We start from the raw sequence: 26,180 nt of genomic DNA, 5'->3' as shown, positions 1-26,180 counted from the left end.
ACTCTGAGGGTATGAGCGACGTGCCACCGCGTCAGGCCGCAAGCGGGTTCGACGTTGCCGTCGTGTACGGCCCCCAACATCTGGAGGGGTTCGATCCCGGACGGGATCTGGGCAACCCGGGCGAGTACCCCTACACGCGTGGTCCACACGCCACGATGTACCGCGGGCGGCCGTGGACGATCCGCCAGTACGCCGGGTTCGGGACCGCTGAGGAGACCAACCGCCGCTACCACTACCTCCTCGAGCAGGGCACCACCGGGTTGTCGGTGGCCTTCGACCTGCCCACGCAGATGGGTCTGGACTCCGACCATCCCCGTGCCGACGGGGAGGTCGGCAAGGTCGGTGTCGCGATCGATTCGCTGGCCGACATGCGGCTGCTGTTCGACGGCATCCCGCTGGGTGATGTGTCGACCTCGATGACGATCAACGCCCCGGCGGCGCTGCTGCTCCTCCTCTACGAGCTGGTCGCCGACGAGCAGGGCGTCGACCCGGCGAGGCTCCGCGGCACCATCCAGAACGACGTCCTCAAGGAGTACATCGCCCGCGGCACCTACATCTACCCGCCCCGACCGAGCCTGCGGTTGGTCAGCGACACGTTCGCGTACTGCGCGGAGCACCTGCCGCGCTTCAACACCATCTCCATCTCGGGCTACCACATCGGCGAGGCCGGGGCGACGCCCGTGCAGGAGATCGCCTTCACCCTGGCCAACGCCATCGCGTACGTGCAGGCTGCGATCGACGCGGGCCTGGACGTGGACAGGTTCGCCCCGCGGCTGAGCTTCTTCTTCGTGGCCCGCACCAACCTGCTCGAAGAGATCGCCAAGTTCCGGGCTGCACGGCGTCTGTACGCGCGCATCATGAAGGAGAGGTTCGGCGCGCGCAGTGACCGGTCGATGCAGCTGCGGTTCCACACGCAGACCGCCGGGGTGCAGCTAGCCGCCCAGCAGGCGCAGGTGAACCTGATCCGCGTGACGATCCAAGCGCTCGCCGCGGCACTGGGCGGGACGCAGTCGCTGCACACCAACTCCTACGACGAGGCGCTGGCACTGCCCAGCGAGCATGCCGCCACGCTCGCGGTGCGCACCCAGCAGGTCCTGCAGCACGAGACCGACGTCACGGCGACCGTCGATCCGCTGGCGGGCGCGTACGCCGTGGAGGCCATGACCGATCAGGTGGAGGAGCTGGCCCGCGACTACCTGGACCGCATCGACGAGCTCGGAGGGGCGGTTGAGGCGATCGAAGCCGGCTTCCAGAAGCGCGAGATCGAGCGTGCCGCCTACGAGCTGCAGCAGCGCATCGAACGCCAGGATCAGGTCGTCGTCGGGGTGAACCGCTACCAGACCGATGACGACGTCGACGTCGAGCTACAGCGGGGCGACCCGCAAGCGATCGCCCGGCAGCTGGAACGCACCCGCCGGCTCCGTCAGGAGCGCGATCAGGGGGCCGTCTACGACGCGTTGGAGCAGGTGCGCAAGACCGCACGAGGCGACCGCAACCTGCTCCCACCGATCAAGCAGGCGTTGCGGCGGCTGGCGACGGTCGGCGAGGTCTGCGACGTGCTCCGTGACGAGTTCGGCACGTACGTCCCACGCGAGACCATCTAGCTAGGCCCCGGCGGAGCCCGCGCCCGGTCGGTCGCACCACCGACGTCGGTTACCGTGCGGCCATGGTGCAACACCAGCGGATCGTGATCCTCGGCGGCGGGCCGGGTGGGTACGAGGCGGCCCTCGTCGCCGCGGAGCTCGGCGCGGACGTCACGGTCGTGACCGACGAGGGGCTCGGCGGCAACTGCGTGCTGTGGGACTGTGTTCCGTCGAAGACGCTGATCGTCTCCGCCGAGGCGATGGGGTGGATCTCAGCCGCGGCGGAGCTCGGTGTTCGTGTTCCCGAGGCCCGTGAGCTCGACCGCACCTACGTCGACTACCCGGCTGTTGCCCGGCGCGTGATGGCCCTGGCCCACAACCAGTCACGCGACATCGAGCAGAAGGTGGTGGCCAGCGGGGCGGTGATCGTCCGCGGCTGGGGACGCCTCACCGGCCCTCACGAGGTCTCGGTCGAGCTCGCGGTCGGGGGGACGCGCACGCTGCACGCCGACGTCCTCCTGGTCGCCACCGGCTCGACGCCGCGCATCCTGCCGTTCTTCGCGCCTGACGGTGAACGGGTGCTGACCGCCAAGGACGTCTACGCGTTGCCTGAGGTGCCCGAGCGGCTGATCGTTGTGGGGTCGGGTGCGACCGGTGCGGAGTTCGCTCACGCGTTCGTCCGGTTCGGATCGGACGTCGTCCTGGTGTCGTCGCGGGAACTGATCCTGCCCACCGAGGATCCGGACGCTGCCCAGGTCATCGAGGCGGTCTTCGAGCGGCGCGGGATGACCATCCTGCGCAAGGTGCGGGCCGTGTCCTGTGAGCGGACCTCCGCCGGGGTGGTGGTCGGGCTGGGCGACGGCGACCACGTCGAGGGTAGTCACGTCCTGTTCACCGTCGGGCAGATCTCCCGGTCCCGCGGGATCGGGCTCGAACAGGCCGGGGTGCGGGTCGCCGAGTGGGGAGGGATCGAGGTCGACGGCGTGTCCCGGACCAACGTTCCGTGGATCTACGCCGCCGGGGACGTGGTCGGCCGGGTCATGCTCGCCAACGTGGCTGCCATGCAGGGGCGGGTGGCGATGTGGCACGCCCTGGGGCAGGCGGTCTCGCCGATCCGCTGGGATGCGACCACGTCGACCATCTTCACCGACCCGGAGGTGGCCACGACCGGGTACACGGAGGCGGATTGCCGTCAGCGAGACCTGCCTTTCCGTTCCACCAGGTTGGATTTCTCGGGCAACCCCCGGGCGAAGATGGCGGCCCGAACGGACGGCTTCGTGAAGGTCGTGGCGATGCCCGGCTCCGGGACCGTCCTCGGTGGCGTGGTGGTCAGCGATGCCGCATCGGACCTGATCCAGCCGCTGGCTGTCGCGGTCGAGAACCGGTTGACGGTCGTCCAGCTGGCTCGCACGTCGACCGTCTACCCGTCCATGGCCGGGTCCGTGTCGGAGGCGGCGCGGCTGCTGATGTCCGACTGACAGGACGTGTTCCGCCGACGCCGGTGGCGTTCGTGCGGGCGCGGTCGCGTGCCCGGCCGGGACCCGCCGCTAGGCTGCCTTCGTGTCGCTTTCGCCAGCGTGGCGACTCGTTCGGCACCCAGTCACCAACGGACGCACGCAGGAGGCAGTCATGGCGGAGGAGGGGCGGCGTCCGCCCTGGCGTGGCATCACGCTCGGTATCGGTGCGGTGTTGCTGGTCGCCGCCGTGGTGGCGACCTTCTGGCCGGAGAAGCCACCGTTCCTGATCGAGAACTGGCACGTCGCCGGGGTCGACGGCGCCGAGAACGCCGTCATGCGTGCGGCCAGCGACACCAGCCAGGGTTTCGTCGCGGTCGGCCACCGCCTGGTGGACGGACGTCAGGAGGCTGCGGTGTGGCTCAGCACCGACGGCCACCACTGGCGCGAGGCGGACACCGGTCAGTTCCGTTCGGAGCGCCTCGGCGAGGACGCCAACATCGAGCTCACCGCTGTGGGGTTCGCACAGCAGGACGTCCTGGCCGCCGGTCGGGAGTGGACCGATGACGAGTCGGTCGTGGCGATCTGGCACTCCCCGGACGACGGCGAGACCTGGGACCGCCTGCCGCACGACCCGGACGTGTTCGGGCCCGGGGAGATCACGGCGATCACCTCCCGCGGCCAGGGCCGCTGGGTGGCGGTCGGCGAGATCCGCGACCCCGACCGGACGGTCGGGCAGGTGTGGCGCTCGCCCGACGGGTTCCTGTGGGAGCGGATCGTCCCACCGGTCGTCGCCGACGCCGCTCACCAGCGGCTGTTGACGGTCACCGCCGGTGGACCGGGGGTGGTCGCGGGCGGCGCCTCCGAGGATCCCGGCACGGCCGGCACCACGGTCGTGCACACCCCGCTGTGGACCTCCGAAGACGGCCGCCAGTGGGAGCAGGTGCCCGACCAGGAGGAGCCGGTCTTCCCCGCTGGCACCGTCATCCGGGGGATAACGACAGGACAACAAGCGACGCTGGTCGCGGTCGCCGACTTCGGCCCGCCCGACGCGCAGTCCGTGGCGGCGTTCCGGTCCCTCGGCCAGAAGGCCGACAAGTGGCACACCAGCCACGAGATCCCCACCGAGGAGCAGCACGCCAGCATGGGCGGCATCGTCGCGGGTCCGGAAGGCTTCCTGGTTGCAGCCGGTGCGCTGGGCTCAGGTGACGACCGGCGGGCGGCGGTGTGGCTGTCGAACAAGGGCGTCAAGTGGGAGCTGGTTCACGGGTCCGCCTTCGAGGAGGTCGCCGGCGCCCGGGCTCTGGCGGTCGCGTCGATGGGCTCGCGCGTGGCTGTCGTCGGCATGGCCGGCGACGAAGCCTCCCCGCGGGCGGTCGCGTGGGTGCACGGCCCCCCGTCGTGATCGGTCCGCTCGGCGCCGGGTAGATCCTCGCTCAGCCGGCGGCTTCGGCGACGTCCGCCTCGTCGTCGGGCGGCGCCGGCGTGTCCCCGATCCGCGCGAGGACCGCGCCGGACGGGACCGTGTCCCCGGGGGAGAAGCGCAGGTCGTGCACCACCCCGTCGCGGTGAGCGGTGACGTGGTTCTCCATCTTCATGGCCTCGAGCACCGCGACGAGGTCGCCGGCGGACACCGTGTCGCCCTCGGCGGCGGCGTAGGTCACCAGAGTCCCCTGCATCGGGGCGACCACGTCCGCCCCGCCGGCGCTGACCTTCCCGCCACCGACCCCCGTTGTGCGGCGGCGGACCCGCTCCGACACGGACGGCACGCCGGAACCCGCCGTGTCCGCCAGCTCGCCGAAGACGGTCACCTCCAAGCGGCGACCATCCACCTCCACCGTGAGCGTGCGGCCGGCGGCGGTGCCGTCCGGGCCGGCGGCCATCGCCTCGTGCGGCTCGAGGCTCGACAGGTCCCACTCGTGCTCGACCGACACGGTCGAGTGCGTCGCCTTGACGAAGTCGTGGTGTTCGAGTGCGAGACGGTGGAAGGGCGCCACGGTCGGGACCCCCTCGACGACCAGCTCGTCGAGGGCCCGCAGCATCCGCCGGCGGGCGTCCTCGCGGTCCTCACCCCACACGATCAGCTTCCCGATCATCGAGTCGTAGACCCGGGGGATCTCCCAGCCCTGTTCGACGCCTCCGTCGAAGCGGACCCACGGCCCCTGCGGCACTGCCAGACGGGTCACCTGCCCGGGACCGGGTGAGAACCGCGCCCCAGGATCCTCGGCGTTGAGCCGCACCTCGATGGCGTGTCCCCGGATCGAGACGTCGTCCTGGGTCAAGCCCATCCCGTCACCGGCGGCGATGCGTAGCTGCGCGTGGACCAGGTCCAAACCCGTCACGAACTCGGTGACGGGGTGCTCGACCTGCAGCCGCGTGTTCATCTCCAGGAAGTAGAAGTCGTGACCGTTGTTTGCCAGGAGGAACTCACACGTCCCGGCGTTGTGGTAGCTCACCTGCTGGGCGATCCTCACGGCAGCCGCCCCCAGACGCTCGCGGAGTGCGGCGGACACGCCGGGGGCCGGGGCTTCCTCGACCAGCTTCTGGTGGCGTCGCTGCAGCGAGCAGTCACGCTCCCCGAGGTGGATCACCGTCCCGTCGAGATCGCCCAGGACCTGCACCTCGACGTGGCGGGGACGTTCCAGGTACCGCTCGAGGTACACCTCCCCGCGGCCGAACGCCGCCTCGGCTTCGCGCGACGCCGACGCCACCGCGTCGCGCAGCTCCCGTTCGGATCGCACCACCCGCATCCCTCGACCGCCGCCACCGAACGCGGCCTTCACCGCCACCGGGTAGCCGTGGTCGTCGGCGAACGCGACCGCGTCAGCGACAGCGGTGAGCGGTTCGGGGGTGCCGGGTACGACCGGGGCGTCCGCGGCCAGTGCGGCCCGGCGCGCCGAGAGCTTGTCGCCCATCCGGCGGATCGAGTGTGGAGAGGGTCCCACGAACACGAAGCCCGCGGCTTGGACCGCCTCGGCGAAGTCGGCGTTCTCGCTGAAGAAACCGTAACCCGGGTGGATCGCGTCGACGCCGGCCCGCTCCGCCACGTCGAGGAGCTTCTCGGTGGCCAAATAGGACTCCGCGGCCGAGGCGGGGCCGACCAGGAACGCCTCGTCGGCGTACCGGACGTGGAGCGCGTCGCGGTCCGCCTCGCTGTACACCGCGACCGAGCGAACGCCGAGCTCGCGGCAGGCGCGCATCACGCGCACGGCGATCTCGCCGCGGTTGGCCACAAGGACGGCGTCGAACACCGAACAGGCACCTTCCTTCGATGGCGCACGGACCGTGAGGCGCCATCGTAACCAGCGGCCTCGCATGCTCGACGCCGGCCGGAGCCGGCCACGCTGCCGCACGGCGGCTGCTCCCTCGGTTTGCACGCGTGGGGACCAGCCGCGACGATGTCGCCCCCGACTCCCCGCACACGCAGGAGATCCCCGTGCTCCGTCCGCTCGTCTCGTTCCTCACCGTCCTGATCGCCGTCGCGCTCGCCGGATGCGGCGGAGGCGGCGGTGACGCCGCCGGCGCTGACCTGACCGTCGCTGCGGTGCGGCAGTTCGACTTCGAACCCGACAACGCCAGCGTCCAGGCGGGCGAGGTCACCATCGCGCTGGACAACAGCGCACAGCAACGACACACCTTCGTGATCGAGGGCCGCGAGGACGACCTCAAGCTGTCGGCCAACGCGGGGGAGGTCGATACCGGCTCGATCGAGCTGCAGCCGGGGACCTACACGTTCTACTGCGACGTGCCGGGTCACCGGCCCGCCGGCATGGAGGGCACCCTCACCGTCGGGTAGCGTGCCCCGTCCGACGGAGCAAGGAGATCCCCCGATGCACCGCTCGCTGGGGCCGCTCGTGGCCGCCGCTGCGGCCGTCCTCCTTGTGGCATCCTGCGGGGCGGCACCCGAGGAGCTGAAGAACGCTGAAGCGCTGGAGTGTCCCAGCGGGAGCGACTGCTACGACCCGCCCAAGCCGATCGGCCCCGGCGGGGAGATCGTGGCCGAGGGTGGCGAGTTCTTCTTCGAACTCACCACGGCCAACGCGGTCGAGGGCCCCATCAAGGTCACCTTCCGGAACGTCGGGGCGGCGGAGCACAACTTCACGATCGACGAGGCCTTCGGCGACGTGAACTCCGTTCCCCCGCAGGGCAACACTCCCCCCGGTGGGACCGACGAGGCGACCCTCGACCTGTTCGCCGGCACCTGGACCTACTACTGCTCGGTGCCCGGTCATCGTGAGGCCGGCATGGAGGGGACCCTCACCGTCGAGGTCCCCGACCAGCCCGTCACCGGCGATGTGGGGACCGAGGGGGAGCCGGTGGACGCAGGGGGGACCGAGACCGAGCCGGTGGGCGAGGAGGGCGCTGCCACGCCCGGTGAAGGCGGTGCGTCGCCGCAGCCCACGCAGGATCCGGCCACCTCGCAGCCCGAGGGTCCCGAGCCGGTGCCGCAGCAGACGGAATAGGCCCGGACTAGGCTCGGACTAGGCCGGCACGAGCCCCGGACGAGGCCGGACGGCGGCCCGAAGCCTCAGCCGACGCCCCGCCTCGCCGGGCGGACAGGTCGGAGGCGCTGACGACCGGCGCTCCGCCAACACCTTCGCGCAGAGCAGCTTCGCGCCAACCCGCGACCCGATCGGCCCGGGGCGGGCGCCGACCGATCACCGCGAGGGCGGCGACGACCGCGGCGACCTCCGCGTCGGTGGGTCGGCCGCGCCGCACACGGAGCGCCGGTCGACTCACAGCGGGATGTTGCCGTGCTTCCGCGGTGGCCGCGGGACCCGCTTGCTCAGCGTCAGGTGCAGGGCGCGCACCAGCTCCGCCCGTGTACGCGACGGCTCGATCACGGCGTCGACGTAGCCGCGCTCGGCCGCTTTCCAGGGGTTGGCCAGCTCGCGGTTGTACTCGCCCACGAGTTCGGCGCGACGAGCGTCCGGGTCGTCAGCCTCCGCCAGCTCGCGGCGGAACAGGATGTTGACCGCCCCCTGTGGGCCCATCACCGCGACCTCTGCGGTGGGCCAGGCCAGGTTGACGTCGGCGCCGAGATGCTTGGAACCCATGACGTCGTACGCGCCGCCGTAGGCCTTGCGTGTGATCACCGTCAGCTTCGGCACGGTCGCCTCGGAGTAGGCGTACAGCAGCTTCGCTCCGTGGCGGATGATCCCGCGGTGCTCCTGTTCGACGCCCGGCAGGAACCCGGGCACGTCCGTGAACGTCAGGATCGGGACGTTGAAGGCGTCGCACGTGCGCACGAACCGAGCGCCCTTCTCGGAGCTGTCGATGTCCAGGACCCCGGCCAGGTGCTGGGGCTGGTTGCCCACGACGCCGACGACGTGGCCGTCGAGGCGTGCGAAACCGACCACGATGTTGGCTGCGTAGTGCTGGTGGACCTCGAAGAACTCCTGGCCGTCGACGATCCTGGCGATCACATCGCGCATGTCGTAGGGCTGGTTCGGCGAGTCGGGGATGAACGTGTCGAGCTCGGGGATCTCGCGTCCCGGGTCGTCGCCGAGGTCCAGCAGCGGTGGTGTCTCGAGGTTGTTGCTCGGGAGGAACGACAGCAGGTACTTGATGTCGTCCAGGCAGGATCCCTCGTCGGGGGACGCGAAGTGCGCGACACCGGACCGGGCGGCGTGGGCCATGGCCCCACCCAGCTCCTCCATGGTCACCTCCTCACCGGTGACCGTGTGGATCACGTTGGGACCGGTGATGAACATGTGCGCGGTGTCCTGCACCATGAACACGAAATCGGTGATCGCCGGCGAGTACACCGCCCCGCCGGCGCACGGCCCCATGATCGCGCTGATCTGGGGGATCACCCCGGACGCGGCGACGTTGCGCTGGAAGATGTCGCCGTAGCCACCAAGCGAGACGACCCCCTCTTGGATACGGGCCCCGCCGGAGTCGTTCAGCCCGATCACCGGGCAACCGACGTTCAGAGCGAGGTCCATGATCTTGACGACCTTCTCGGCGAACACCTCCCCGAGCGAGCCGCCGAAGACGGTGAAATCCTGGCTGAAGACGCACACCTGACGGCCGTCGATCGTGCCGTACCCGGTCACCACCCCGTCGCCGAGAGGATGGTGTTGGTCCATACCGAACGCGTGGGAACGGTGAACCGCGAACATGTCGGTCTCGACGAAGCTCCCCGGATCGAGGAGGAGGTCGATGCGTTCCCGTGCGGTGTGCTTGCCCTTGGCGTGCTGTTTCTCGATGGCTGGCTCGCCACCGGCGGTCAGCGCCATGTCGCGGCGGCGACGCAACTCCTCGAGTTTCTCCTTGGTGGTGGGTTGCGGCACGGCACGTCCTCGCATCGGTCGCGTGGCGACGCCGCACCATGCAGGCCATGCTGACGCCACCGACCGGAGCGTAGTCGCCATGCCTGCCGTCCCCACTCCCCGGCTCGAGGCGTTGCTGAACGGTCCCGGCCGCTGGACGCGTCTGGAGCACCTCGAGGAAACCCCCTCCACCAACATCGTCGTGGTGGAGCGGGCGCACCGCGGGGCGTCGGCCGGCCTGGTCGTGGTCGCTGATCGACAGACGGCCGGCCGGGGTCGGCGGGGGCGTCGCTGGGAGGACCGCCCGGGTGGCTCGTTGCTGACGAGCATGCTGGTCGATGTTGCCGGCGGGCAGGCGGGGCTCCTGCCGTTCGCGGCGGGGCTCGCGGTCGCCGACGCGATCGCGTCAGCCGGTGCCTCGCCCCGACTCAAGTGGCCCAACGACGTCCTCCTCGACGACGGCAAGTGCGCCGGGATCCTGATCGAGGCGGTCCCCGGACCGACCGGCGAGCTCCGGTTCGTGGTCGGCGTCGGCGTCAACGTCGACTGGCGTGGCACGCCCCGCGACGGCGAGGCCGCCCGGTGGATCTCGATCGCGGAAGCCACGGGCCGGCCGGTGGACCGCTGGGAGGTCCTGGCGGACCTCCTCGAGTCGTTCGATCGCTGGTTGCAGGAGCCGCTGTCGACGCTGAGCCATCACTTCCGGCAACGCTGCGCCACCATCGGCTCACGGGTGCGGGTGACGTTGGCCGACCGGGTCGTCGTGGGGGAGGCTGTCGATGTGGACGACAGCGGAGGGCTGGTACTACGCACGGCCGAGACGACCGTGACCGTGAGGGCCGGCGACGTCGAACACCTCCGCCGCGACGACAGCCCCGGAAGAAGTCAGTAGTTCGCTGCTGGTCGTCCCCCGGAGCGCGCGTGGCGATCTCCTCCGCGCTGACCCTCGAGCAGGAGCCCTGCACATGGCCGAGAAGTACACCAGCCTGATCGCGCTGGTCGTCGATCGCCCCGTCGAGGACGTCGGTGCGGTGGTCGACGCAGCCCGCGTCGCCGGCGACGTCGACCGCACCGCTCCGGTGGGCACCGCCGCGGAGGCCCAGGAGGTCGCGTGGGGTGGCCGGATGGGCAAGGCGGTGGTCCGTGCGGTGGAAGGCCAGGATGGCGCCCCGATGCTCCGCGCCGAGACCTACATCGGGGCGGAGGGGCTCCGCAACGGGATGCGCCGCCACGCCCAGCTGCTCCTGTCGTTGGCCCGCCAGCTCGGGGACCGGGTCCGTGGCGTGCGTGACCTGTCGGCCGCGCAGGATCACGAGACGGGGTGGTTGGCGCGCGTCTCCGGCGGTGACGTGCAGGCCTCCGACGCGATCCACGTGCACACCGAAGGCCAGGACACCTACTGGGTGCACTCACACGGCGCTGCCCGCTTCGACATCCCCGACCTGGAGCTGTACGGGGTGAACCGTTCGCAGCTAGCAGCCGCCCAAGAGCTGATCCGCCACGTGCACGACCAGCTGCTGCGTGCCGGGCTCCGGGCGGACCTGACCATGCCCGACGGCACCCCCATCTACCTCGTCCCGGTTGTCGAAGCATGGTCGAAGCTGCCGATGGACTGGCCCGGCGTGGGACGCGCCGACGAGAGTCGTCCCGGCCACGACGGGCCGCGCGCGACCCTGTCGGTGCTGCACAAGCGCCGGTTCGGCCGGTACCGCAAGGACATCAAGGGTGTGGTCAAGCGGCTGGCGAGCGAACGGTGACCGTCAGCGGCGGCTCGCTTCGTGCAGCGGCGACTCGGCGGGGACCCCACCGAGGTAGCTGACGATCAGCGCCGCGCGGACCTTGCCCTCCACCGCCTCGAAGACGTGTGCGCGGTCGGCGGCGAACGAGATGTAGTCGCCGGGGTGCAGTGCGGTGGGGGCCTCGGCGGGTCCGACCTTCAGGATGCCCTCGTACACCAGAACCCGTTCGGTCGTGCCGCTGCCGTGTGGGGTGTACTCGATCCGCATGCCACGTTCGTAGCGAAGGTCGTAGACCTCGACCGCGCCGTGCGGGACGAACGCCTCGATCGGGACGTCATCGGTCCCCGGCCGCTCCGCGTCGCCGGCTCGGATCACGTGGAACGGGTGCCCCTCGCGCTCCAACAGCAGATCACGGACCGGAACCCGTAACGCCGCGCCGAGGGCCGTCAACGTCGACACGGTCGGGTTGCCGCTGCCGGCCTCGAGCGACGACAGGGTCGCCTTGGCCACCTTGGAGCGTCGAGCCAGCGCCGACAGCGACAGACCCTGGGCGCTTCGCAGCCGTCGGATGTTCGATCCGATGAGACCCGATGGATCGCTCACGTCCCCACCGCATGGTGTCGCAGTCGTCACCAGAATACGCGAACCTCGTGGTGGACGGACAGGTTCGGCAGATCGTCACTGACGCGGATCCTGCGCTCACGCGATCTCTGGTTCGTGCCAGCCTTCCTCGCCCACGGGGCGGGTGTCGCCGCTGATCGCGCGCAGCGCCGGGGCGCCCTCCTCCGGGCCGATCGCCAGGATCCGGTCGCCGGCCTGCAGCCGTCGCGAGGAACGCGGCCGGTACACCCAGCGGCTCTCGCGTTCCACCGCCAGGACCTCCATCCCGATCTCCGTCTGCAATCTCAAGTCGGCCAGGGTGCGGTCCTCGGCGGCCGATCCCGGCGCGACGATCGCTTCGGCCACGATCTCGTCGGCTTCGGACAGCGCCTGGGCGATCACCGGATGCGGGAGGTCCTCTTGTTCGATGATGCGAGTCATGGATTGGGCCGCGTCCGCGACGCGCTCCGCCGCGGATGCCAGGTGCATCAGGCCGCGCAGCGACAGGGGGTCGTCCGCTTCGGCTGCCGCCCGCAGCACCCAGGCCTCCAGCTCGTTCCACAGCACGTCGGTCCGGTCCTCGATCACGGCGACCTCGGCTGCCAGGCCCCGATCGCGGAGCAGGATCGCGGAGTAGGCCAACCCGACCGCGACCTCACTGGCGTTCTTCAGCTCGACGCAGAGGTCGACCGCACGGTCCAGGTTCGACAAGGTCCGCCGCTCGGCCGGTGGTGGTAGTTCGCGGGGGGTGGCGCCGGCCAGCTCACGCACCAGGTCGATGCCGTCGGAGGGTCCCTGGAGGAACAGGACGTCACCCTCCCTCAGGATCAGGTCGCCGCCGGGGCCGAACACGAAGTCGGCGTCTCGGCGGACCGCGATCGCCCACATGCCGGTATGGGCGGCCAGGGCCAGGTCGCGGAGGCTTCGGCCCTCCAACTGGTTGTCGGGACGGATCTTGACGCGGGCGACGACCTCGGCTGCGTGCCGCAGGTCGTCGCGGAGCTCACGGGGGACGCCGAGGTCGCGGAGCGCCACACGGGCGATCTCCTCGGCGGCGCCAGCGATGCCTTCGATCGCCACGGCCAGGTGGAGCACATCCGATAGCCGCTCGGCGTCCTCGGGCGTGCGCGCAGCGAGCATGCACACCAGGCGGAGCTCATGCAGGGCCTGGTCGAGGTTGTCTTCCAGGCGCAGCACCTCCCGGCCGAGGTCGACGTCGTCGAAGAACACGGCGGCGTAGGCCAGGTCCACCATCAGCTCGGCAGCGTCCTTGGCGCTGACCAGGAGCTCCTTGACGGTGCGGCGTTGTGGTCGCATGTCAATCCCCCAGGACAGCCGCGATGCCGACCACCAGGCAGAGCACACCCAGCAGGTCCATCGTCGCGGTAACGATCGGGATGCCGTGGTTGTCCGGGTCGAGACCGAACCGGTAGGTCGCGGTCGCGGCGCTGTACGCGACCGCCGAGAGCAGCACGAACGCGATCGCGCCCCCGAAGAGGGTGATGCTCAGCAGCTGCCCCAGCGTCGGGGTCGCCAGCCCCAGCAGCGCCGCCGCGATCCGGGTGACCACCGCCACCCCCGTGAACACCGTGACAGCGAAGAGGAAGGTCATCGAGATGTCGAGCCCAGCGGTCTTCCCCGGGAGGGCCCGAGGCTCGAGCAGGCCCAGGTGCAGTTCCGACGCGAAGCGGCTGGCGAGGATCCCCCCCAACGACCCGGACGCGGCGATGAACGGCGGGACGAGCACCAGCAGCGCCGGGACGCTGAAGAACTCCTCGGCACGTGCCTCGACGACCGTCCCGGCGAAGATGTCGACGGTCGCCGCGACAGTCAGCACGAAGATCGACTCGCGGACGATGCGGCGGACGGTGTGATCGGGATGCCGCCATCCGTACCACAGTGCCGCGGCTCCCACCGCCACGCTGGCCCCGGCGAGCACCGGCGTGAGGATCGCGATCCCCACCAGCAGTGACGCCAGTAGGAGCATCGGGACCGTCACCAGGTCACCGGTGGCGGTGATGGTCGGAGCGCCCACGTCGTCCATGTTCCACCCGCGGGCGTACGCCTGTCGAGCCAACACGATCGTCACGACCAGGAGCACCACCGACGACAGGGTCCCACCCACCACCGAGATGACCATCAGGTCCGTCAGGTCGGCATCGACCCCGAACGCCCGGCCGATGAACCACGCCAGGACCCCGATCTCCACAGTGGTGGTGAACGTCAGCACGGTCGCGGCTTCGATCTGCCGGCCGAAGAAGTTCCTGCGGGTCAGTTCGATGCTGAACTCGCCGGTGTGGATCCCGGTCGACAGCCGGGCGGCCAGCGCCCCGAAGTTGTTCCCGCGCATCCCGATGGCTGCGGGGATCAGCACGAGGAGACCGGGTAAGGATTCCAGGCGTTCCGTCGACGACCCCAGCACGATCCCCGCGACGAGCGTCGCCAGCAACCCCAGCGTCAACGCCGCCAGTCCGCGGCGGATCGCCTGGCGTTCGCGGTACCAGAAGCGGGTGACTTCCGTGACCGGCAGGCCCAGCGCGGCGCCCAGCGCCCGGAGCGGCGCGGGGACCCGCGGCCGGACCCGCACGCTGGGTCGGGTCCGAGGGCGACGCGCGGGTGTGTCGTCGCGGGCCAGTCCCGACCTCCCCCCCTGCTCGCGGGCCCCGAGCGTAGCGTCGGGGCTGGCGGCCCCCGCCGACTAGCAGCGCGCCCACCGACGTGGCCGACCAGCAGGACCGACTCGAGGCGGGGGCTCGGGGAGAGTGCTCACCTCGCCCACACCGCCACCCGTTCGGCGCTGGCCGCACCCCGATCGACGCCGGCCAGGATCACGGTGGGTTCTCCGGTCACCAGCGGGCGGATGATCGCGGGGATCCACACGGCCGGTTCGACGTTCGCGGGCATGCCGAGAGCGCCTTCGTCCTGCCACTGGTGCGCCGCCGCCAGCAGCTCCGCCTGGGTGCGTTGCTCGCCGCCGGTGAACAGAGCAGGGCGTTGCGCCGCCGCCTGCGGGTTCGGATGCACGTCGGGGAACGCCTGCACGGCCACGGCCCAGGGCTCCGAGCTGGTCTGCGCGGTCGGTGTCCCGTCGGGGGCATCGCCGACCGCGTAGACGTCGTCGGCGTCCTCGGGGGCGTGCAGCTGTTCGTGGTGGACCGCGACCGGGGCGTCACGGTCGACCGTGAGGCCGGCGCCGATCCACCACGCCGCCAAGCACACCACGGCCGCCGGCCAGCCGGCGGGGCTGTGCAGGCGGACGCGGTCGCCGGGTTCCAGGAGGCACTCGAGCTCCAGCAGGTGCGCTCCCTTGGCCGTCCACCGCAGCAGCGACGCGAACCCCTGCTCGTCGCGACGGTCGGGCCGGAGCACGGTGATCGCCGGGCGGTGACCGAGCGTCTCAGCGGCTCCGCGCAGTGCCTCGGCCAGGTCGGTGGCGTCCGGGGGACGCCGGCGGGTGCTGCCGAGCTCCACGGTCGTCTCCTGGCTGGCGCGGCGTCGCGGCGGGACGGTAGCCGACGATGCCCCACCCCCCGTCGTCGTCACGTCGCGCTTCAGACGTCCTCGTGCGACGGCGGCGCCCCTCGGCCGAACCGACCCGCGCTGATACCCTGCGCCGTCGGTCGGGCGGATGGGCGCCAAGAGCCCGCCGTCGCGGTCGCCCCTTCCGGCGGGGATCCCGCTGGGAACCGGATGTGGGAGCCTCTCGACGCTGTGCAGCCCGACGCACGCTCCTCGCTGTTCGTCTCGGCTCGGTCGGCCAAGCGCCGGTCGGCGGTGAGACGGGTGCTCCGTCTCGCCTTCGCGGCGGTCACGGTGTTGGCGCTGCTGGGCTCGGTCACCGTCGGGGCGCTGTACGCCTACGCCGGGAAGCGGTTCGCGCAGCACCCGATCGACTGCCTCGCTGACCGCGCCGCCGGTTGCGGCGAAAGCGCCCCTGTCGAGCCGGTCGACGGCGTCCGCAACGTCCTGGTGTTGGGTAACGACAGCCGTGTCGGCTTGACCACCTCGCAACTCGAGCAGCTCGGCACCGAACGCGTGCAGGGACCGGACCGGGCGGACACCATCATGCTGGTTCATCTCTCGACGCGGCGTGACGACGCGGTGGTGGTGTCCTTCCCGCGCGACCTCCGCGTCGACATCCCCGGAGAGGGCCGCAACCGGATCAACGCGGCACGGGCGTTGGGCGGGCCGGAACTGATGGTGCGAACCGTCGAGGACTACACCGGTATCCCCGTCCACCACTACGTCGAGGTGGATCTGGCCGGTTTCCTCAGGCTCGTGGACCTGATGGATGGGGTCGAGGTCTGTCTCGACGAGCCACTCGTCGACCCTGCGGCGGGTGCTGACCTCCCCGCAGGTGAGCACGTGCTCCGCGGATCCGACGCTGCCGCGTACGTGCGGGCGCGGAAGAGCGACCCGCGTGGTGACCTCGGCCGCATCGAACGCCAGCAGCGCTTCATCCGCCAAGCGCTGCGGAAGGTTCTCGCCCCGTCCACGCTCGTGAACCCGCTGCGGGTCAAGCGCCTCATCGACCAGGCGGCGTCGGCGGTGGTCACCGACTCGGGGTTCACCACGTCCGACATGCTCCGGCTGACGTGGTCGTTCAAGGATCTGGACCCCGGATCGCTCACCATGGTGACGGTCCCGTCCGATGCTGGCCCGCGCTACGTCGAGGCTCGACCCGAGGAGGCCGAAGCCCTGTTCCAGGCCATCCGGGTCGATGAGCCGGTACCGGCCCCTGAGCAGGTCACGGTCGTCGGACCCGGCGACATCCGCTTGGCGGTCCTCAACGGCGTGGGGGTCGACGGCCTGGCTGCCGGGGCTGCGCAACAACTGACCGACGCGGGTGTCGAGGTGGTCGAAACCGGGAACGTCGATGGCTTCGGACGCGACCGCACCGTGATCATGTACGGTCCCGGCGGCCTGCCGCTCGCCCGGTTCGTCGCCGGGTTCTTCCCCGACGCGGACCTGGCTGAGTCCGACATGACGGGGGAGGCCAACGTCCAGGTCATCCTGGGGACCGATTGGGCGGCGGCGCCCCAGATCGCCCGGCCACCGCCCCTCCCTGAGCCGTCCACCGTTCCTGCGCCCCGCCCAACCCAGGCCAGCACGTGCGTCTGAGACGGTCGCCGTGAACGGCGCGACGGAGCAGGCACCAGGTGCGCTCCCGGTCAGGTGGGGGCTCGGGCGCGGACGACGCAAGGCCATACGGATCGCGGCCGTGGTCGCCGCGGTCGCGGTCGCCGCGGTCGCCGCGATCGGTGGGTCCCTGTACCGGGTCGCCGAGCACAACGTCGAGCGGGTGGACCTGCCCGCCCTGGCGGATAAGACCAGCGCCGCCGAACCGATCAACGTGCTCGTCGTTGGTTCGGACTCGCGCGACGGGTTGACACGCCAGGAACGTGAGGCGTACGTCCTGGGACCTGCCTACGCCGGTCAACGCGGTGACAGCGTGATCCTGGTGTCGATCAGCCCGGACCGTGCCGACGCTGCGGTGGTGTCGTTCCCGCGCGATCTGCTCGTGGTCGATGGCGAGCGCGAGTCGAAGCTGACCGAGACGTTCGCCCGCGGCCCCGACCACGTGGTGGAGGTGCTGCAGCGCGCGACCGGGGTGCCGATCCACCACTACGTCGAGATGTCGATCCCGGGTTTCCTCGACGTGCTCGGGGCCATCGGCGGAGTGGAACTGTGCATCGACTACGACCTGCATGACGTGAAGTCGGGTTCGGACCTGCAGCAGGGATGCCACGAGCTGACGCCGGCGCAGGCGCTGGCGTTCGTCCGGTCACGGAGCACGCCGCTGGGCGACTTCGACCGGATCGAGCGCCAGCAGGTCTTCATGCGGGCGCTGCTCGATCGGTTGATCGCCACCCGTACTTTGGTCGACGTCCCACGGCTGTTCGCTGTCGTTGACGACATCTCCAGCAACGTCACCACCGACTCGAACCTCGGGGTCGGGCATATGAGATCCCTGGCCAAGGAGCTGCGGGGGCTGGCCGAAGGACAGGTCCCGATGGTCGTCGTCCCCGGCTACACCGACCAACTGGGGACGAAGGACTACGTGGTGGCCTACGAGGCCGGAGCACGGGCGCTGTACCGCTCACTTCGGTTGGGACGGCCGATCCCACCACGGGGGCCGCCCGACGAGCGTCGCGCGACCGGGGTCACGATCTGGAGCGGCGGGCGCGACGCCGCCGCGGAGCTGGTGCGTCGAACGTTGTTCTGGTCCGCGTTCGCGGTGCGCGACGTCGTGCCTGGCCCTGCCGCGCCACCACCGAGGACGGTCGTGTACGCATCACCAGGCCACGAGCTGCGCGCCGCGTGGGTGGCGGCGACGCTGGGCGCGACCGTGGTGTCCACGCCAGACGACGTACGGTTCCCCGACGGCGTGCAGGTCATCGTCGCGGTGGGTGCGGACGCACAGCCGGCCGGTGCGGGCGGAGGAGACGGAAAACCGTGAAGGCTCTCGTACTCGCTGGCGGGGAAGGGACGCGTCTGCGACCGATCACGCACACCAGCGCCAAGCAGCTGCTGCCCGTGGCCAACAAGCCGATCCTGTACTACGGCCTCGAAGCCATCGCCGACGCTGGGATCACGGACGTGGGGATCATCGTCGGCGACACCCAAGACGAGATCGAGGCGGCTGTCGGCGACGGATCACGGTGGGGCATCACCCCGACGTTCATCCGCCAACACGCCCCGTTGGGGTTGGCACACGCGGTGATCACCGCCAGCGAGTACCTGGCCGACGACGACTTCGTGATGTACCTCGGCGACAACCTGATCGCCGGGGGGATCGCCGATCTGGTCGATGACTTCCGGCGCGAACGACCGGATGCCCAGATCCTCCTGGCCAAGGTCGAGGACCCGGAACGGTTCGGTGTCGCCGAACTCGACGAGGACGGCGACGTGATCGCGTTGCTGGAGAAGCCCGAGGTGCCACCCAGCGACCTGGCGTTGGTCGGGGTGTACCTCTTCACTGCCGTGATCCACGAGGCGGCCACGAACATCGAGCCCTCCGCCCGCGGGGAGCTCGAGATCACCGATGCCATCCAGTGGATGATCGATCATGGCTGCCGGATCAAGAGCTCCCGGGTCGGAGGATGGTGGAAGGACACGGGCAAGCTGTACGAGCTCCTGGAGGCGAACCGGATCGTCCTGGAGACGGTCGAGGGACGGATCGAGGGTTCGCTGGACGAGCGGTCGGAGGTCAACGGCCGGGTGGTGCTCGAGGAGGGCGCCGAGCTGGTGAACTCGTTCGTCCGTGGACCCGCGGTCATCGGTGCCCGCAGTCGCATCGTCGACTCGTACGTCGGGCCGTTCACCTCGATCGCGGCCGACTGCACGCTCGAACGCACTGAGATCGAGCACTCGGTCATCCTCGACCACTGCCACGTCAGCGAGGTCAACCGGGTCACGGATTCGCTGTTGGGTCGCAACGTGGAGATCCGCCGGTCCGACCGCAAGCCTGCGTCGTACCGCTTCATGCTCGGTGATCACTCGCAGGTGGGGGTCTGACGCTCGCAGCCTTCCTTACCATCGCAGCGTCGGGAGAACGAGGAGGGGACGTGCGGGTTTTGGTGGCCGGTGGGGCTGGGTTCATCGGTGCGAACTTCGTCCGGTACGTGCTCGACACCCATGACGACGTGCGCGTCACCAACGTCGACAAGCTGACCTACGCCGGCAACCTCGACTCGCTCCGGGGCGTCGACGACGACGAGCGGTACAGGTTCGTGCAGGGCGACGTCTGCGACCGGGGACTGCTGTCCGAGGTCCTCCCCGGACACGATGCGGTGGTGAACTTCGCGGCGGAGAGCCACGTGGATCGCTCGATCACCGCCAGCGACGAGTTCATCGCGACCAACGTGGCCGGCGCCAACACGCTGTTCGGCGTGGCGATGCGCCTGGAGATCCCCCGCTTCCTGCACATCTCCACCGACGAGGTCTACGGATCGATCGAGGAACCGGCCAGCTTCGCCGAGGGGGATGCGCTCGAACCCAACAGCCCCTACTCCGCCTCCAAAGCGGCCGCGGACCTGCTCGCGCGCGCCTACCGCGAGACCTACGGGTACCCGATCACGGTCACCCGGACCACCAACAACTTCGGGCCCTACCACTACCCGGAGAAGGTCATCCCGCTGTTCGTCACGAACCTGATCGACGGCGAGAACGTGCCGCTGTACGGCGAGGGCCACAACGTCCGTGACTGGACGTACGTGCTGGACAACTGCGAGGCACAGTGGCTGGTCCTCACCGAGGGCACGCCCGGCGAGGTGTACAACGTCGGGGCGGGGAACGAGATGACCAACAAGCAGCTGACGTACGCGATCCTGGCGCGGTTCGGGTACGTCGGCGACGAGGCCGATGAGTGGATCGACTTCGTGTCGGATCGGCCGGGCCACGACCTGCGTTACTCGGTCGATACCACCCGGGTCCGCCAGCTGGGCTGGAAGCCGCAGCACACGTTCGAGGAGGCGTTGGACGCGACCGTCGGGTGGTACGGCAACAACGAGTGGTGGTGGCGCCCGTTGAAGGGAGGCGGGGCGTCGCGACGCCAGGGCATGCTGCCGCGGTGAAGACACTGGTGACGGGAGCGGGCGGTCAGCTGGGTCTCGACATGCTCGACGCGTTCGCCGATCACGACGTCGCGGGCCTGACCCATGCCCAGCTGGACGTCGCCGACGAGGCAGCGGTGGTCGCGGCGGTCCGGGATCACGAACCCGACCTCGTCGTGCACTGCGCCGCGTGGACGGACGTGGACGGCTGCGAGCAGAATCCCGACCGCGCGCACGTGGTCAACGCCTTGGGTCCCTGGTGGGTGGCGCGCGCCTGCGACCTGACCGGCGCCGCGATGGTGCACCTGTCGACCGACTACGTGTTCGATGGACGCGGCCGCACGGGGAGCGACGGCCAGCCCCGTCCCTACGGCGAGTTCGACCCGACCGATCCGATCAACGAGTACGGGAGATCCAAGGCGGCGAGCGAGCAGCTGGTCCGAGCGACGCTGCGCGAGCACTACATCGTGCGCACCTCGTGGGTCTGCGGGGCGCGTGGGAAGAACTTCGTCACCACGATGCTCCGGGTGGGCCGCGAACAGCGTTCAGCGCGCGTCGTCGACGACCAGGTCGGGTCACCGACCTTCACCCGTGATCTCGCCGCCGCGATCCGGGAGTTGGCCGTCACCGGCCGCTACGGCACCTACCACCGCACCAACCAGGGCACGTGCTCCTGGTACGAGCTGGCCGCTGCCACCTTCGAGCTCGCGGCGATCGACGTGGAGCTCACGGCGATCTCATCCGACGAGTTGGACCGCGCCGCGCCCCGCCCGGCGTACTCGGTCCTGGGCGAGCGCCACTCGAGGCTGTCGGGGTTGCGGGCGTTGCCGCACTGGCGGGACGGGTTGGGCCGGTTCCTGGACGAGTTGGCGACCGCAGCGGCGCCGGCGCCGTGAGCACCTTGTTGATCGCCTTCACCGCGATCGGGTTGGCCACGGTCGGCCAGCTTCTGCTCAAGGCCGGCATGGTGGAGGTCGGCGAGCCGGTGAGCCTGGTGTCGTCGGTCGGTGTCGGTGGGATGCTGGGCCGGGTGCTGACGACCTGGCAGGTCCCGGTGGGGCTCGGCGTGTTCGGGTTGTCGGCCGTGTTCTGGTTGGTGACGTTGTCACGGCTGCCGCTGTCGGTCGCCTACCCGATCGTGAGCCTGTCGTACCTGCTGATCCTGGCGTTCAGCGTGATCGTCTTGGGGGAGCGGCCGACGCTGACGGTGTGGATCGGGGCGCTGCTGATCATGGTGGGCATCGCACTGATCGGCGTCGGGCAGCGGTGACGCAGCAGGCTGCGGCGGTCATCGTCACACACGACACGCGCGACGAAGCGTTGGCGTGTCTGGGCAGCCTGTCCGACGCTGGTGCCGACGAGGTGGTGCTGGTCGATTCGGGCTCGAGCGACGGGACCGCTGACGCGGTCCGGGACGCGTTCCCCGACGTCACCGTCGTACAGCTACCCAACGTCGGGTACGGACGGGCGGCCAACGTCGGCGTCGCCAGGACGACCGCCCCGTACGTCGTCGTCGCCAACGCCGACACCCGTTTCGAGGAAGGAGCGGTCGCGGCCTTGGCCGACGACCTCGAACGCCATCCCGACGCGGGGGCGGCCGGGCCGCTCGTGCGCTACCCGGACGGCGAGCTGCAGGCCAGTGCACGACGGTTCCCCACGCTCGGGCAGGCGATCGGCCACGCCGCGTTCGGGCTGTGGTGGCCCGACAACCCCTGGACGCGGGCGTACCGGATGCGCGACGAGGATCCCACCGCCGAGAAGGAGGTCGACTGGTTGTCGGGGTGTGCGTTGGCGCTGCGCCGCGACGCGTTCGTGGACGTGGGAGGGTTCGACCCGGCCTACTTCATGTTCGTGGAGGATGTCGACCTCGGTTACCGTCTGCAGCAGGCCGGCTGGAAGGTCCGCTTCGCGCCCGACGCGGAGGTCATCCACGCGGTGGGCGCCTCGACGCGGCGCCGCCGCGCGTGGATGGTGATCGAGCACGCCAAGAGTCTCGACCGGTTCTACGGACGCGCGTACGCCACCGGGCCCGGCCGGTGGCTGCGACCCCTGATCCGGGTGGGACTGGCGCTGTGGGTGCTGGCGGTGCTGGCCTGGGGGGTGGTCGTCGGCGTCCGGCGTGGCATCAGGAGCACCACCGGTGAGTGATCAGCGCACCAGCCCGGTCCGCGACGCCCTGATCGTGGCCGGGGGGCGCGGCACGCGCCTGCAACCGCTGACACACGACGTGCCGAAACCGCTGCTGCCGTTCTGCGGGGCTCCGTTCCTGGAAGGCGTGATCCGCCGGCTGGCCGCCGCCGGGGTCGTGCAGATCCAACTGGTCGTCGGGGCGGACACCGACCCGTTCGAGATCCTGCGCCCGGCCGCCCGCGCACACGGCGTGGAGCTGGGCATGGTTCCCGAACCCGAACCGCTCGACACCGCCGGCGGGGTGCGATCGGTCGCCGACCGCCTCGATCGACCGTTCTTCGTGCTCAACGGCGACATCCTCACCGACGTCGACTACGCGGCCGTCGGCCGACGCCACGTCGACGCTGGGGCGGACGCGACCATGGTCCTCACCGAGGTCGAGGACACGTCGTCGTACGGGGTCGCGCTCCGCGACGGGACGCGCATCGTGGAGTTCCTCGAGAAGCCGGACCCGGCTTCGTTCAGCGGTCCCGGAGCGATCAACGCCGGGACGTACGTCCTGGAACCGCACGTCCTGCTGGCACACCCGCCCGGTCGCTTGTCGTTCGAGCGTGACGTCTTCCCGGGGCTGCTCGAACGCGGCGACGTCGTGGAGGGCGTCGTGTGGGACGGGGTGTGGGCCGACCTCGGCACCCCCGGCCGGTACCGCGCGGGCCACCGCCTCGCGCTGTCGGGGGCTCTGCGCTGGCCGCCGTTGGACGACGTGCCGGCGCGCGTGGATGGGCTGCGGATCGCGCCGGACGCCGACGTCGATCCGGGCGCGAACGTGGTTGCGCCCGTGCTGATCCTCGGTGGGAGCCAGGTGGAGTCTGGCGCGACGGTCGGCCCCGGCACCGTCCTCGGCCGCGACGTGCGGGTCGGACGCGGCGCCGCGCTCGAAGGGGCGGTGTTGCACGACCGCGTCGACGTCGGAGACGGTGTCGCGGCTCCTGGCCTGGTGGCTGGCCACGGGGCCCGGGTCGAGGCCGGAGCGCGCATGGGTCGCGACGTGGTCCTGGGCTCCGCCGAGGTCGTCGGTGGCGCCGAGACCGTCCGCGACGGCGCCTCGCGTCCCCACCCCCAGGACTGATCGACGCGCTGCACCCTCGCGTCGGGGCGTCGAGAGCTGCCGTTCGACGCCGGTCGGTCGTCGCTACCCTGCGCCGAGCCGCGTCGAGGTGGTTGTCGTGACGGTTCGCCGCGCCTGGCTGGCGCTGACGGTTGTGGTGGCCATGGTGGCGACCGTGCTGGTGGGGGCACCTCCGGTCGCGGACGCCGCCAGCTGCCCGCCGCCAGGTGGGGCCGACAGTCCGTTCGTCGCCGACCCGGCGGTCACGTCGGACAAGGACGTCGCCGTCGTCGGCGGCGGGTGGGGTCACGGGGTCGGGATGAGCCAGTACGGCGCCCAGGGCGCGGCGCTGTCGGGCTGCGACTACCGCACGATCCTCGGCGCGTACTACCCGGGGACGCACGTCGACGACCAGCCCAGCCCCCCGGTCGTCCGGGTCGGCCTCCTGGATCCCCGCTCGCAGGCCAACGGCGCGACGGTCGCGGTGACAGCCGAGGACGGCGACGTGCGCTGGGAGGTGCACCCCTGCTCCGATCCGGCCATCGGGTGCACCGGTTCGGGGACGACGACGCAGGTTGGCGTGCAGGGCAGGGGCAGCACCTGGAACGTGCGTGCGTCGAGTTCGGGTGCGTACGTCATCACGGACGCAGCCACCGGCGCCGAGGTGTTCCGAGGCGGCGACATGTACGCCGAACTCGACGCGCTCCACGACGGCACCGTCGTCAAGATCGCCACGCCGACCCTCACCCGCCGCAGCCGCTGGGGTTTCACGCGCTTCGATTCGGTCAGCGACGGGAAGCTGTACGTGGTCGAGCACATCACCGGCGGCAACGGGGCGAGCGCCATCGACCGCTACCTGTGGGGGTTGGAGGAGGTCCCGGCGAGCTGGCACGTCGAAGCCCTCAAGAGCCAGGCCCTGGCCGGACGTTCCTACGCCCACAACCGCATCGGGCTGGCGTCACGGCAGCGTGACTGCCGCTGCGACCTGTACCCGACCACGGCCGACCAGCACTGGACGGGGTGGCAGCGCGAGCACGACGACCAGGTCGCCACGGGCGGGCGTTGGAAGACCGCCGTCACGGCCACCGCCGGGCAGGTCCCGCGATACCGCGACCCGGTGACGGGCGCCGCACGGATCGTCGAGGCGTTCTACTCCTCCTCGCACGGCGGGTGGAGCGACAGCGCGTTGGACGTCTGGGGCACGGAGGTGCCCTACCTGAAGGCGGTCGACACGTCGAACTGGGAGCGGGCAGCCAACAACCCGCGGCAACGGTGGACGGTCGGTTTCACCAACGCTGAGCTGGCCGCGCGGTTCCAACTGGCGTCGTTCGAGTCGTTGACGGTCGAGACCCGCGGGGCGGGGGGACGACCGACGACCCGGGACCTCAACGGCGACAGCGCACCCGACGGCGCCAAGGTCGTCGGGACGGTCCGGAAGGCCGACGGGACCAGCGAGCGGGTGACCCGCTGGTTGTCCGGCGAGCAGCTGCGCTGGAAGCTCGGCTTGTACTCGGCGCTCGTCCACGTCCAGGCGGTGCCGCGCGTCCCGACGCTGCGGTTGCAGGATCTGGACAACCGCCACCGCATCGGGACGTCGGTTGCGATGTCGCGGCATGGGTGGCCACAGGGGGCCGGCGCCGTGGTGGTCGCCCGCGCTGACGAGCCCGCCGACGCGCTCGCCGGGGCGGCGCTGGCCGGGAAGCTGCACGCCCCGCTGCTGATCACCGGCTCAGAGGCGCTGCATCCCCTCGTGTCAGGCGAGGTCGCTCGACTGGGTGCGACGGCCGGGTACATGCTGGGCGGGGACAACGCCCTGTCACCGCAGGTCGCGGCCGACCTACGTCGAGCCGGGGTGAACGACGTCCAGCGCCTCTCCGGACCGACGCGGGTCGAGACGGCCGCCGCGATCGCGCGGCGGTTACAGCCGATCCCGGCGGGTGCCGCCTACCTGGTGTTCAGCGCCCCCGCTCACCCGCGGAGCTGGCCGGACGCGCTCGCGGTATCGGGGCCCGCGGCTCGCCTGGCCCGGGCCGGGACGCCGCGCCCGGTCCTGGTGACCGGTGCGAGCGTGCCGGAAGCCACGTGGCAGGTGCTCCGGGAGCTGCTGGTGCGAGAGGTCGTCCTCGTTGGCGGGGAAGCGACGATCCCGGCGAGCGTGCGCAGCGAGCTGGAGGCCCGTGGCTTCTCCGTGCGCCGCCTGGCGGGGCGGGAGCGCTACGCGACGAGCCGCGCGGTCGCCGAGGACGTGCCTGCACCGGCCGGCACGTTGCTGGTCGCGACCGGCGACAACTTCCCCGACGGGTTGTCCGCCGGCGCCCTCGCGGGGCGCTTGGACGTGACGTTCATCCTGGTCCCCGGCGGGCAGCTCGACGAGGACAGCCGCGCCTGGGTCCGGGCGCTGCGCTGGGGGGCTCCACGACTGCTGGTGGCAGGCGGGGCCGCCGCCGTCTCGGATGCCACGGTCGGAGGCCTGCAGGCGGCCCTGGCGCCGTAGAGCCGCGCGTCGAGCGGTTCGGGCAGGGGTGGGCGGCCCGGCGCACGGTTGGGTGTGCGGGCCGCCTTCGGCTTGTGGGGGCTCTGCTGTTGCTGCTGCCGTGGTCGGTCGGCGTTTGGTGGCGCCTTGTTAGAAGGGCAGGTCGCCGTCGTGGTCGAGTGGCAGTCGCGGGTCGTGGAGGTGGCCGCCGTCGCCGGTGGCGGGTGGGGTGTTGCTGTTGTTTGCGGCGGGTTGTGGTGGGG

22 protein-coding genes are annotated in these 26,180 nt (G+C 70.9%); 16 read left to right on the top strand and 6 right to left on the bottom strand.

Annotated features, from left to right (window positions below):
• The first annotated feature begins 11 nt into the window (after positions 1 to 11).
• The 3 genes from M3N57_12160 (at position 12) to M3N57_12150 (ending at position 4,442) form a co-directional block, all read left to right on the top strand.
• A complete protein-coding gene (locus M3N57_12160) occupies positions 12 to 1,604 on the top strand; it encodes a methylmalonyl-CoA mutase family protein (protein ID MDP9023423.1) in 1,593 nt (530 codons plus the stop codon).
• A gap of 62 nt (positions 1,605 to 1,666) precedes the next feature.
• Positions 1,667 to 3,061 carry an NAD(P)H-quinone dehydrogenase gene (locus tag M3N57_12155; protein MDP9023422.1) on the top strand — a complete coding sequence of 465 codons (1,395 nt, stop codon included), beginning with the start codon at positions 1,667 to 1,669 and terminating at the stop codon, positions 3,059 to 3,061.
• 151 nt (positions 3,062 to 3,212) lie between these two features.
• Complete coding sequence (locus tag M3N57_12150; GenBank protein MDP9023421.1) at positions 3,213 to 4,442, top strand: glycoside hydrolase; 1,230 nt, start codon at positions 3,213 to 3,215, stop codon at positions 4,440 to 4,442.
• A 31-nt stretch (positions 4,443 to 4,473) separates the two neighbouring features.
• On the opposite strand, the gene M3N57_12145 is transcribed toward M3N57_12150, so the two are convergent.
• Positions 4,474 to 6,237 carry an acetyl-/propionyl-CoA carboxylase subunit alpha gene (locus M3N57_12145; GenBank protein MDP9023420.1) on the bottom strand — a complete coding sequence of 588 codons (1,764 nt, stop codon included), beginning with the start codon at positions 6,235 to 6,237 and terminating at the stop codon, positions 4,474 to 4,476.
• 179 nt (positions 6,238 to 6,416) lie between these two features.
• Here M3N57_12145 and M3N57_12140 point away from each other — a divergent pair, with 179 nt between their 5' ends.
• Positions 6,417 to 6,833, top strand: coding sequence for a cupredoxin domain-containing protein (locus tag M3N57_12140; protein MDP9023419.1), 417 nt, complete (start codon positions 6,417 to 6,419; stop codon positions 6,831 to 6,833).
• Between the two features lie 34 nt (positions 6,834 to 6,867).
• Positions 6,868 to 7,500: a cupredoxin domain-containing protein gene (locus M3N57_12135; protein MDP9023418.1), complete on the top strand. Its 633-nt coding sequence runs from the start codon at positions 6,868 to 6,870 to the stop codon at positions 7,498 to 7,500.
• 273 nt (positions 7,501 to 7,773) lie between these two features.
• On the opposite strand, the gene M3N57_12130 is transcribed toward M3N57_12135, so the two are convergent.
• The gene (locus M3N57_12130) at positions 7,774 to 9,348 is read right to left on the bottom strand and encodes an acyl-CoA carboxylase subunit beta (protein ID MDP9023417.1); all 1,575 of its coding nucleotides are present in this window, start codon (positions 9,346 to 9,348) and stop codon (positions 7,774 to 7,776) included.
• Positions 9,349 to 9,412: 64 nt separating this feature from the next.
• Here M3N57_12130 and M3N57_12125 point away from each other — a divergent pair, with 64 nt between their 5' ends.
• Entirely contained in the window at positions 9,413 to 10,204 is a 792-nt protein-coding gene (locus tag M3N57_12125) for a biotin--[acetyl-CoA-carboxylase] ligase (GenBank protein MDP9023416.1), read from the top strand.
• Positions 10,205 to 10,277: 73 nt separating this feature from the next.
• Positions 10,278 to 11,069, top strand: coding sequence for a hypothetical protein (locus M3N57_12120; protein MDP9023415.1), 792 nt, complete (start codon positions 10,278 to 10,280; stop codon positions 11,067 to 11,069).
• A 3-nt stretch (positions 11,070 to 11,072) separates the two neighbouring features.
• Here M3N57_12120 and M3N57_12115 read toward each other — a convergent pair whose 3' ends face one another.
• The 4 genes from M3N57_12115 to M3N57_12100 all read right to left on the bottom strand — a co-directional run bounded on the left by M3N57_12115 (position 11,073) and on the right by M3N57_12100 (position 15,122).
• Complete coding sequence (locus M3N57_12115; protein MDP9023414.1) at positions 11,073 to 11,654, bottom strand: XRE family transcriptional regulator; 582 nt, start codon at positions 11,652 to 11,654, stop codon at positions 11,073 to 11,075.
• A 96-nt stretch (positions 11,655 to 11,750) separates the two neighbouring features.
• Complete coding sequence (locus tag M3N57_12110) at positions 11,751 to 12,968, bottom strand: potassium channel protein (GenBank protein MDP9023413.1); 1,218 nt, start codon at positions 12,966 to 12,968, stop codon at positions 11,751 to 11,753.
• 1 nt (position 12,969) lies between these two features.
• Positions 12,970 to 14,238 (bottom strand): magnesium transporter, encoded by a 1,269-nt coding sequence (locus M3N57_12105; protein ID MDP9023412.1) that lies wholly within the window; start codon positions 14,236 to 14,238, stop codon positions 12,970 to 12,972.
• A 179-nt stretch (positions 14,239 to 14,417) separates the two neighbouring features.
• On the bottom strand, positions 14,418 to 15,122 hold the full coding sequence (locus tag M3N57_12100; protein MDP9023411.1) for a hypothetical protein: 705 nt from the start codon (positions 15,120 to 15,122) through the stop codon (positions 14,418 to 14,420).
• Between the two features lie 219 nt (positions 15,123 to 15,341).
• On the opposite strand from M3N57_12100, the gene M3N57_12095 reads away from it, so the two are divergent.
• The 9 genes from M3N57_12095 to M3N57_12055 all read left to right on the top strand — a co-directional run bounded on the left by M3N57_12095 (position 15,342) and on the right by M3N57_12055 (position 25,938).
• Positions 15,342 to 16,772 (top strand): LCP family protein, encoded by a 1,431-nt coding sequence (locus M3N57_12095; protein ID MDP9023410.1) that lies wholly within the window; start codon positions 15,342 to 15,344, stop codon positions 16,770 to 16,772.
• 10 nt (positions 16,773 to 16,782) lie between these two features.
• Positions 16,783 to 18,111, top strand: coding sequence for an LCP family protein (locus M3N57_12090; protein ID MDP9023409.1), 1,329 nt, complete (start codon positions 16,783 to 16,785; stop codon positions 18,109 to 18,111).
• On the top strand, positions 18,108 to 19,169 hold the full coding sequence (locus tag M3N57_12085) for a glucose-1-phosphate thymidylyltransferase (GenBank protein ID MDP9023408.1): 1,062 nt from the start codon (positions 18,108 to 18,110) through the stop codon (positions 19,167 to 19,169). Before M3N57_12090 ends, M3N57_12085 begins: the two co-directional genes overlap by 4 nt.
• Before the next feature lie 50 nt (positions 19,170 to 19,219).
• A complete protein-coding gene (gene rfbB / locus M3N57_12080; protein MDP9023407.1) occupies positions 19,220 to 20,227 on the top strand; it encodes a dTDP-glucose 4,6-dehydratase in 1,008 nt (335 codons plus the stop codon).
• The gene (gene rfbD, locus M3N57_12075) at positions 20,224 to 21,102 is read left to right on the top strand and encodes a dTDP-4-dehydrorhamnose reductase (protein MDP9023406.1); all 879 of its coding nucleotides are present in this window, start codon (positions 20,224 to 20,226) and stop codon (positions 21,100 to 21,102) included. Before rfbB ends, rfbD begins: the two co-directional genes overlap by 4 nt.
• The gene (locus M3N57_12070) at positions 21,099 to 21,476 is read left to right on the top strand and encodes an EamA family transporter (protein MDP9023405.1); all 378 of its coding nucleotides are present in this window, start codon (positions 21,099 to 21,101) and stop codon (positions 21,474 to 21,476) included. Before rfbD ends, M3N57_12070 begins: the two co-directional genes overlap by 4 nt.
• On the top strand, positions 21,473 to 22,354 hold the full coding sequence (locus M3N57_12065; protein ID MDP9023404.1) for a glycosyltransferase family 2 protein: 882 nt from the start codon (positions 21,473 to 21,475) through the stop codon (positions 22,352 to 22,354). The genes M3N57_12070 and M3N57_12065 overlap by 4 nt, the downstream gene beginning before the upstream one ends.
• Complete coding sequence (locus tag M3N57_12060) at positions 22,347 to 23,465, top strand: NDP-sugar synthase (GenBank protein ID MDP9023403.1); 1,119 nt, start codon at positions 22,347 to 22,349, stop codon at positions 23,463 to 23,465. The genes M3N57_12065 and M3N57_12060 overlap by 8 nt, the downstream gene beginning before the upstream one ends.
• 97 nt (positions 23,466 to 23,562) lie before the next feature.
• Positions 23,563 to 25,938 (top strand): cell wall-binding repeat-containing protein, encoded by a 2,376-nt coding sequence (locus M3N57_12055; protein MDP9023402.1) that lies wholly within the window; start codon positions 23,563 to 23,565, stop codon positions 25,936 to 25,938.
• Positions 25,939 to 26,180: the final 242 nt, after the last annotated feature.

The sequence above is a fragment of the Actinomycetota bacterium genome (genome assembly GCA_030776725.1).
Classification (GTDB): Bacteria; Actinomycetota; Nitriliruptoria; order Nitriliruptorales; family JAHWKO01; genus JAHWKW01.
Note: the sequence above shows the minus strand (reverse complement) of the source record. Positions and strands in the feature narration are given on the sequence as shown.

Bases quoted from the DNA above. Each gene is read 5' to 3' on its own strand.
- M3N57_12160 (MDP9023423.1), top strand. From the start codon at position 12: ATGAGCGACGTGCCACCGCGTCAGGCCGCAAGCGGGTTCGACGTTGCC.
- M3N57_12155 (MDP9023422.1), top strand. From the start codon at position 1,667: ATGGTGCAACACCAGCGGATCGTGATCCTCGGCGGCGGGCCGGGTGGG.
- M3N57_12150 (MDP9023421.1), top strand. From the start codon at position 3,213: ATGGCGGAGGAGGGGCGGCGTCCGCCCTGGCGTGGCATCACGCTCGGT.
- M3N57_12145 (MDP9023420.1), bottom strand. From the start codon at position 6,237: ATGCGCGCCTGCCGCGAGCTCGGCGTTCGCTCGGTCGCGGTGTACAGC.
- M3N57_12135 (MDP9023418.1), top strand. From the start codon at position 6,868: ATGCACCGCTCGCTGGGGCCGCTCGTGGCCGCCGCTGCGGCCGTCCTC.
- M3N57_12130 (MDP9023417.1), bottom strand. From the start codon at position 9,348: ATGCGAGGACGTGCCGTGCCGCAACCCACCACCAAGGAGAAACTCGAG.
- M3N57_12125 (MDP9023416.1), top strand. From the start codon at position 9,413: ATGCCTGCCGTCCCCACTCCCCGGCTCGAGGCGTTGCTGAACGGTCCC.
- M3N57_12120 (MDP9023415.1), top strand. From the start codon at position 10,278: ATGGCCGAGAAGTACACCAGCCTGATCGCGCTGGTCGTCGATCGCCCC.
- M3N57_12110 (MDP9023413.1), bottom strand. From the start codon at position 12,968: ATGCGACCACAACGCCGCACCGTCAAGGAGCTCCTGGTCAGCGCCAAG.
- M3N57_12095 (MDP9023410.1), top strand. From the start codon at position 15,342: ATGTGGGAGCCTCTCGACGCTGTGCAGCCCGACGCACGCTCCTCGCTG.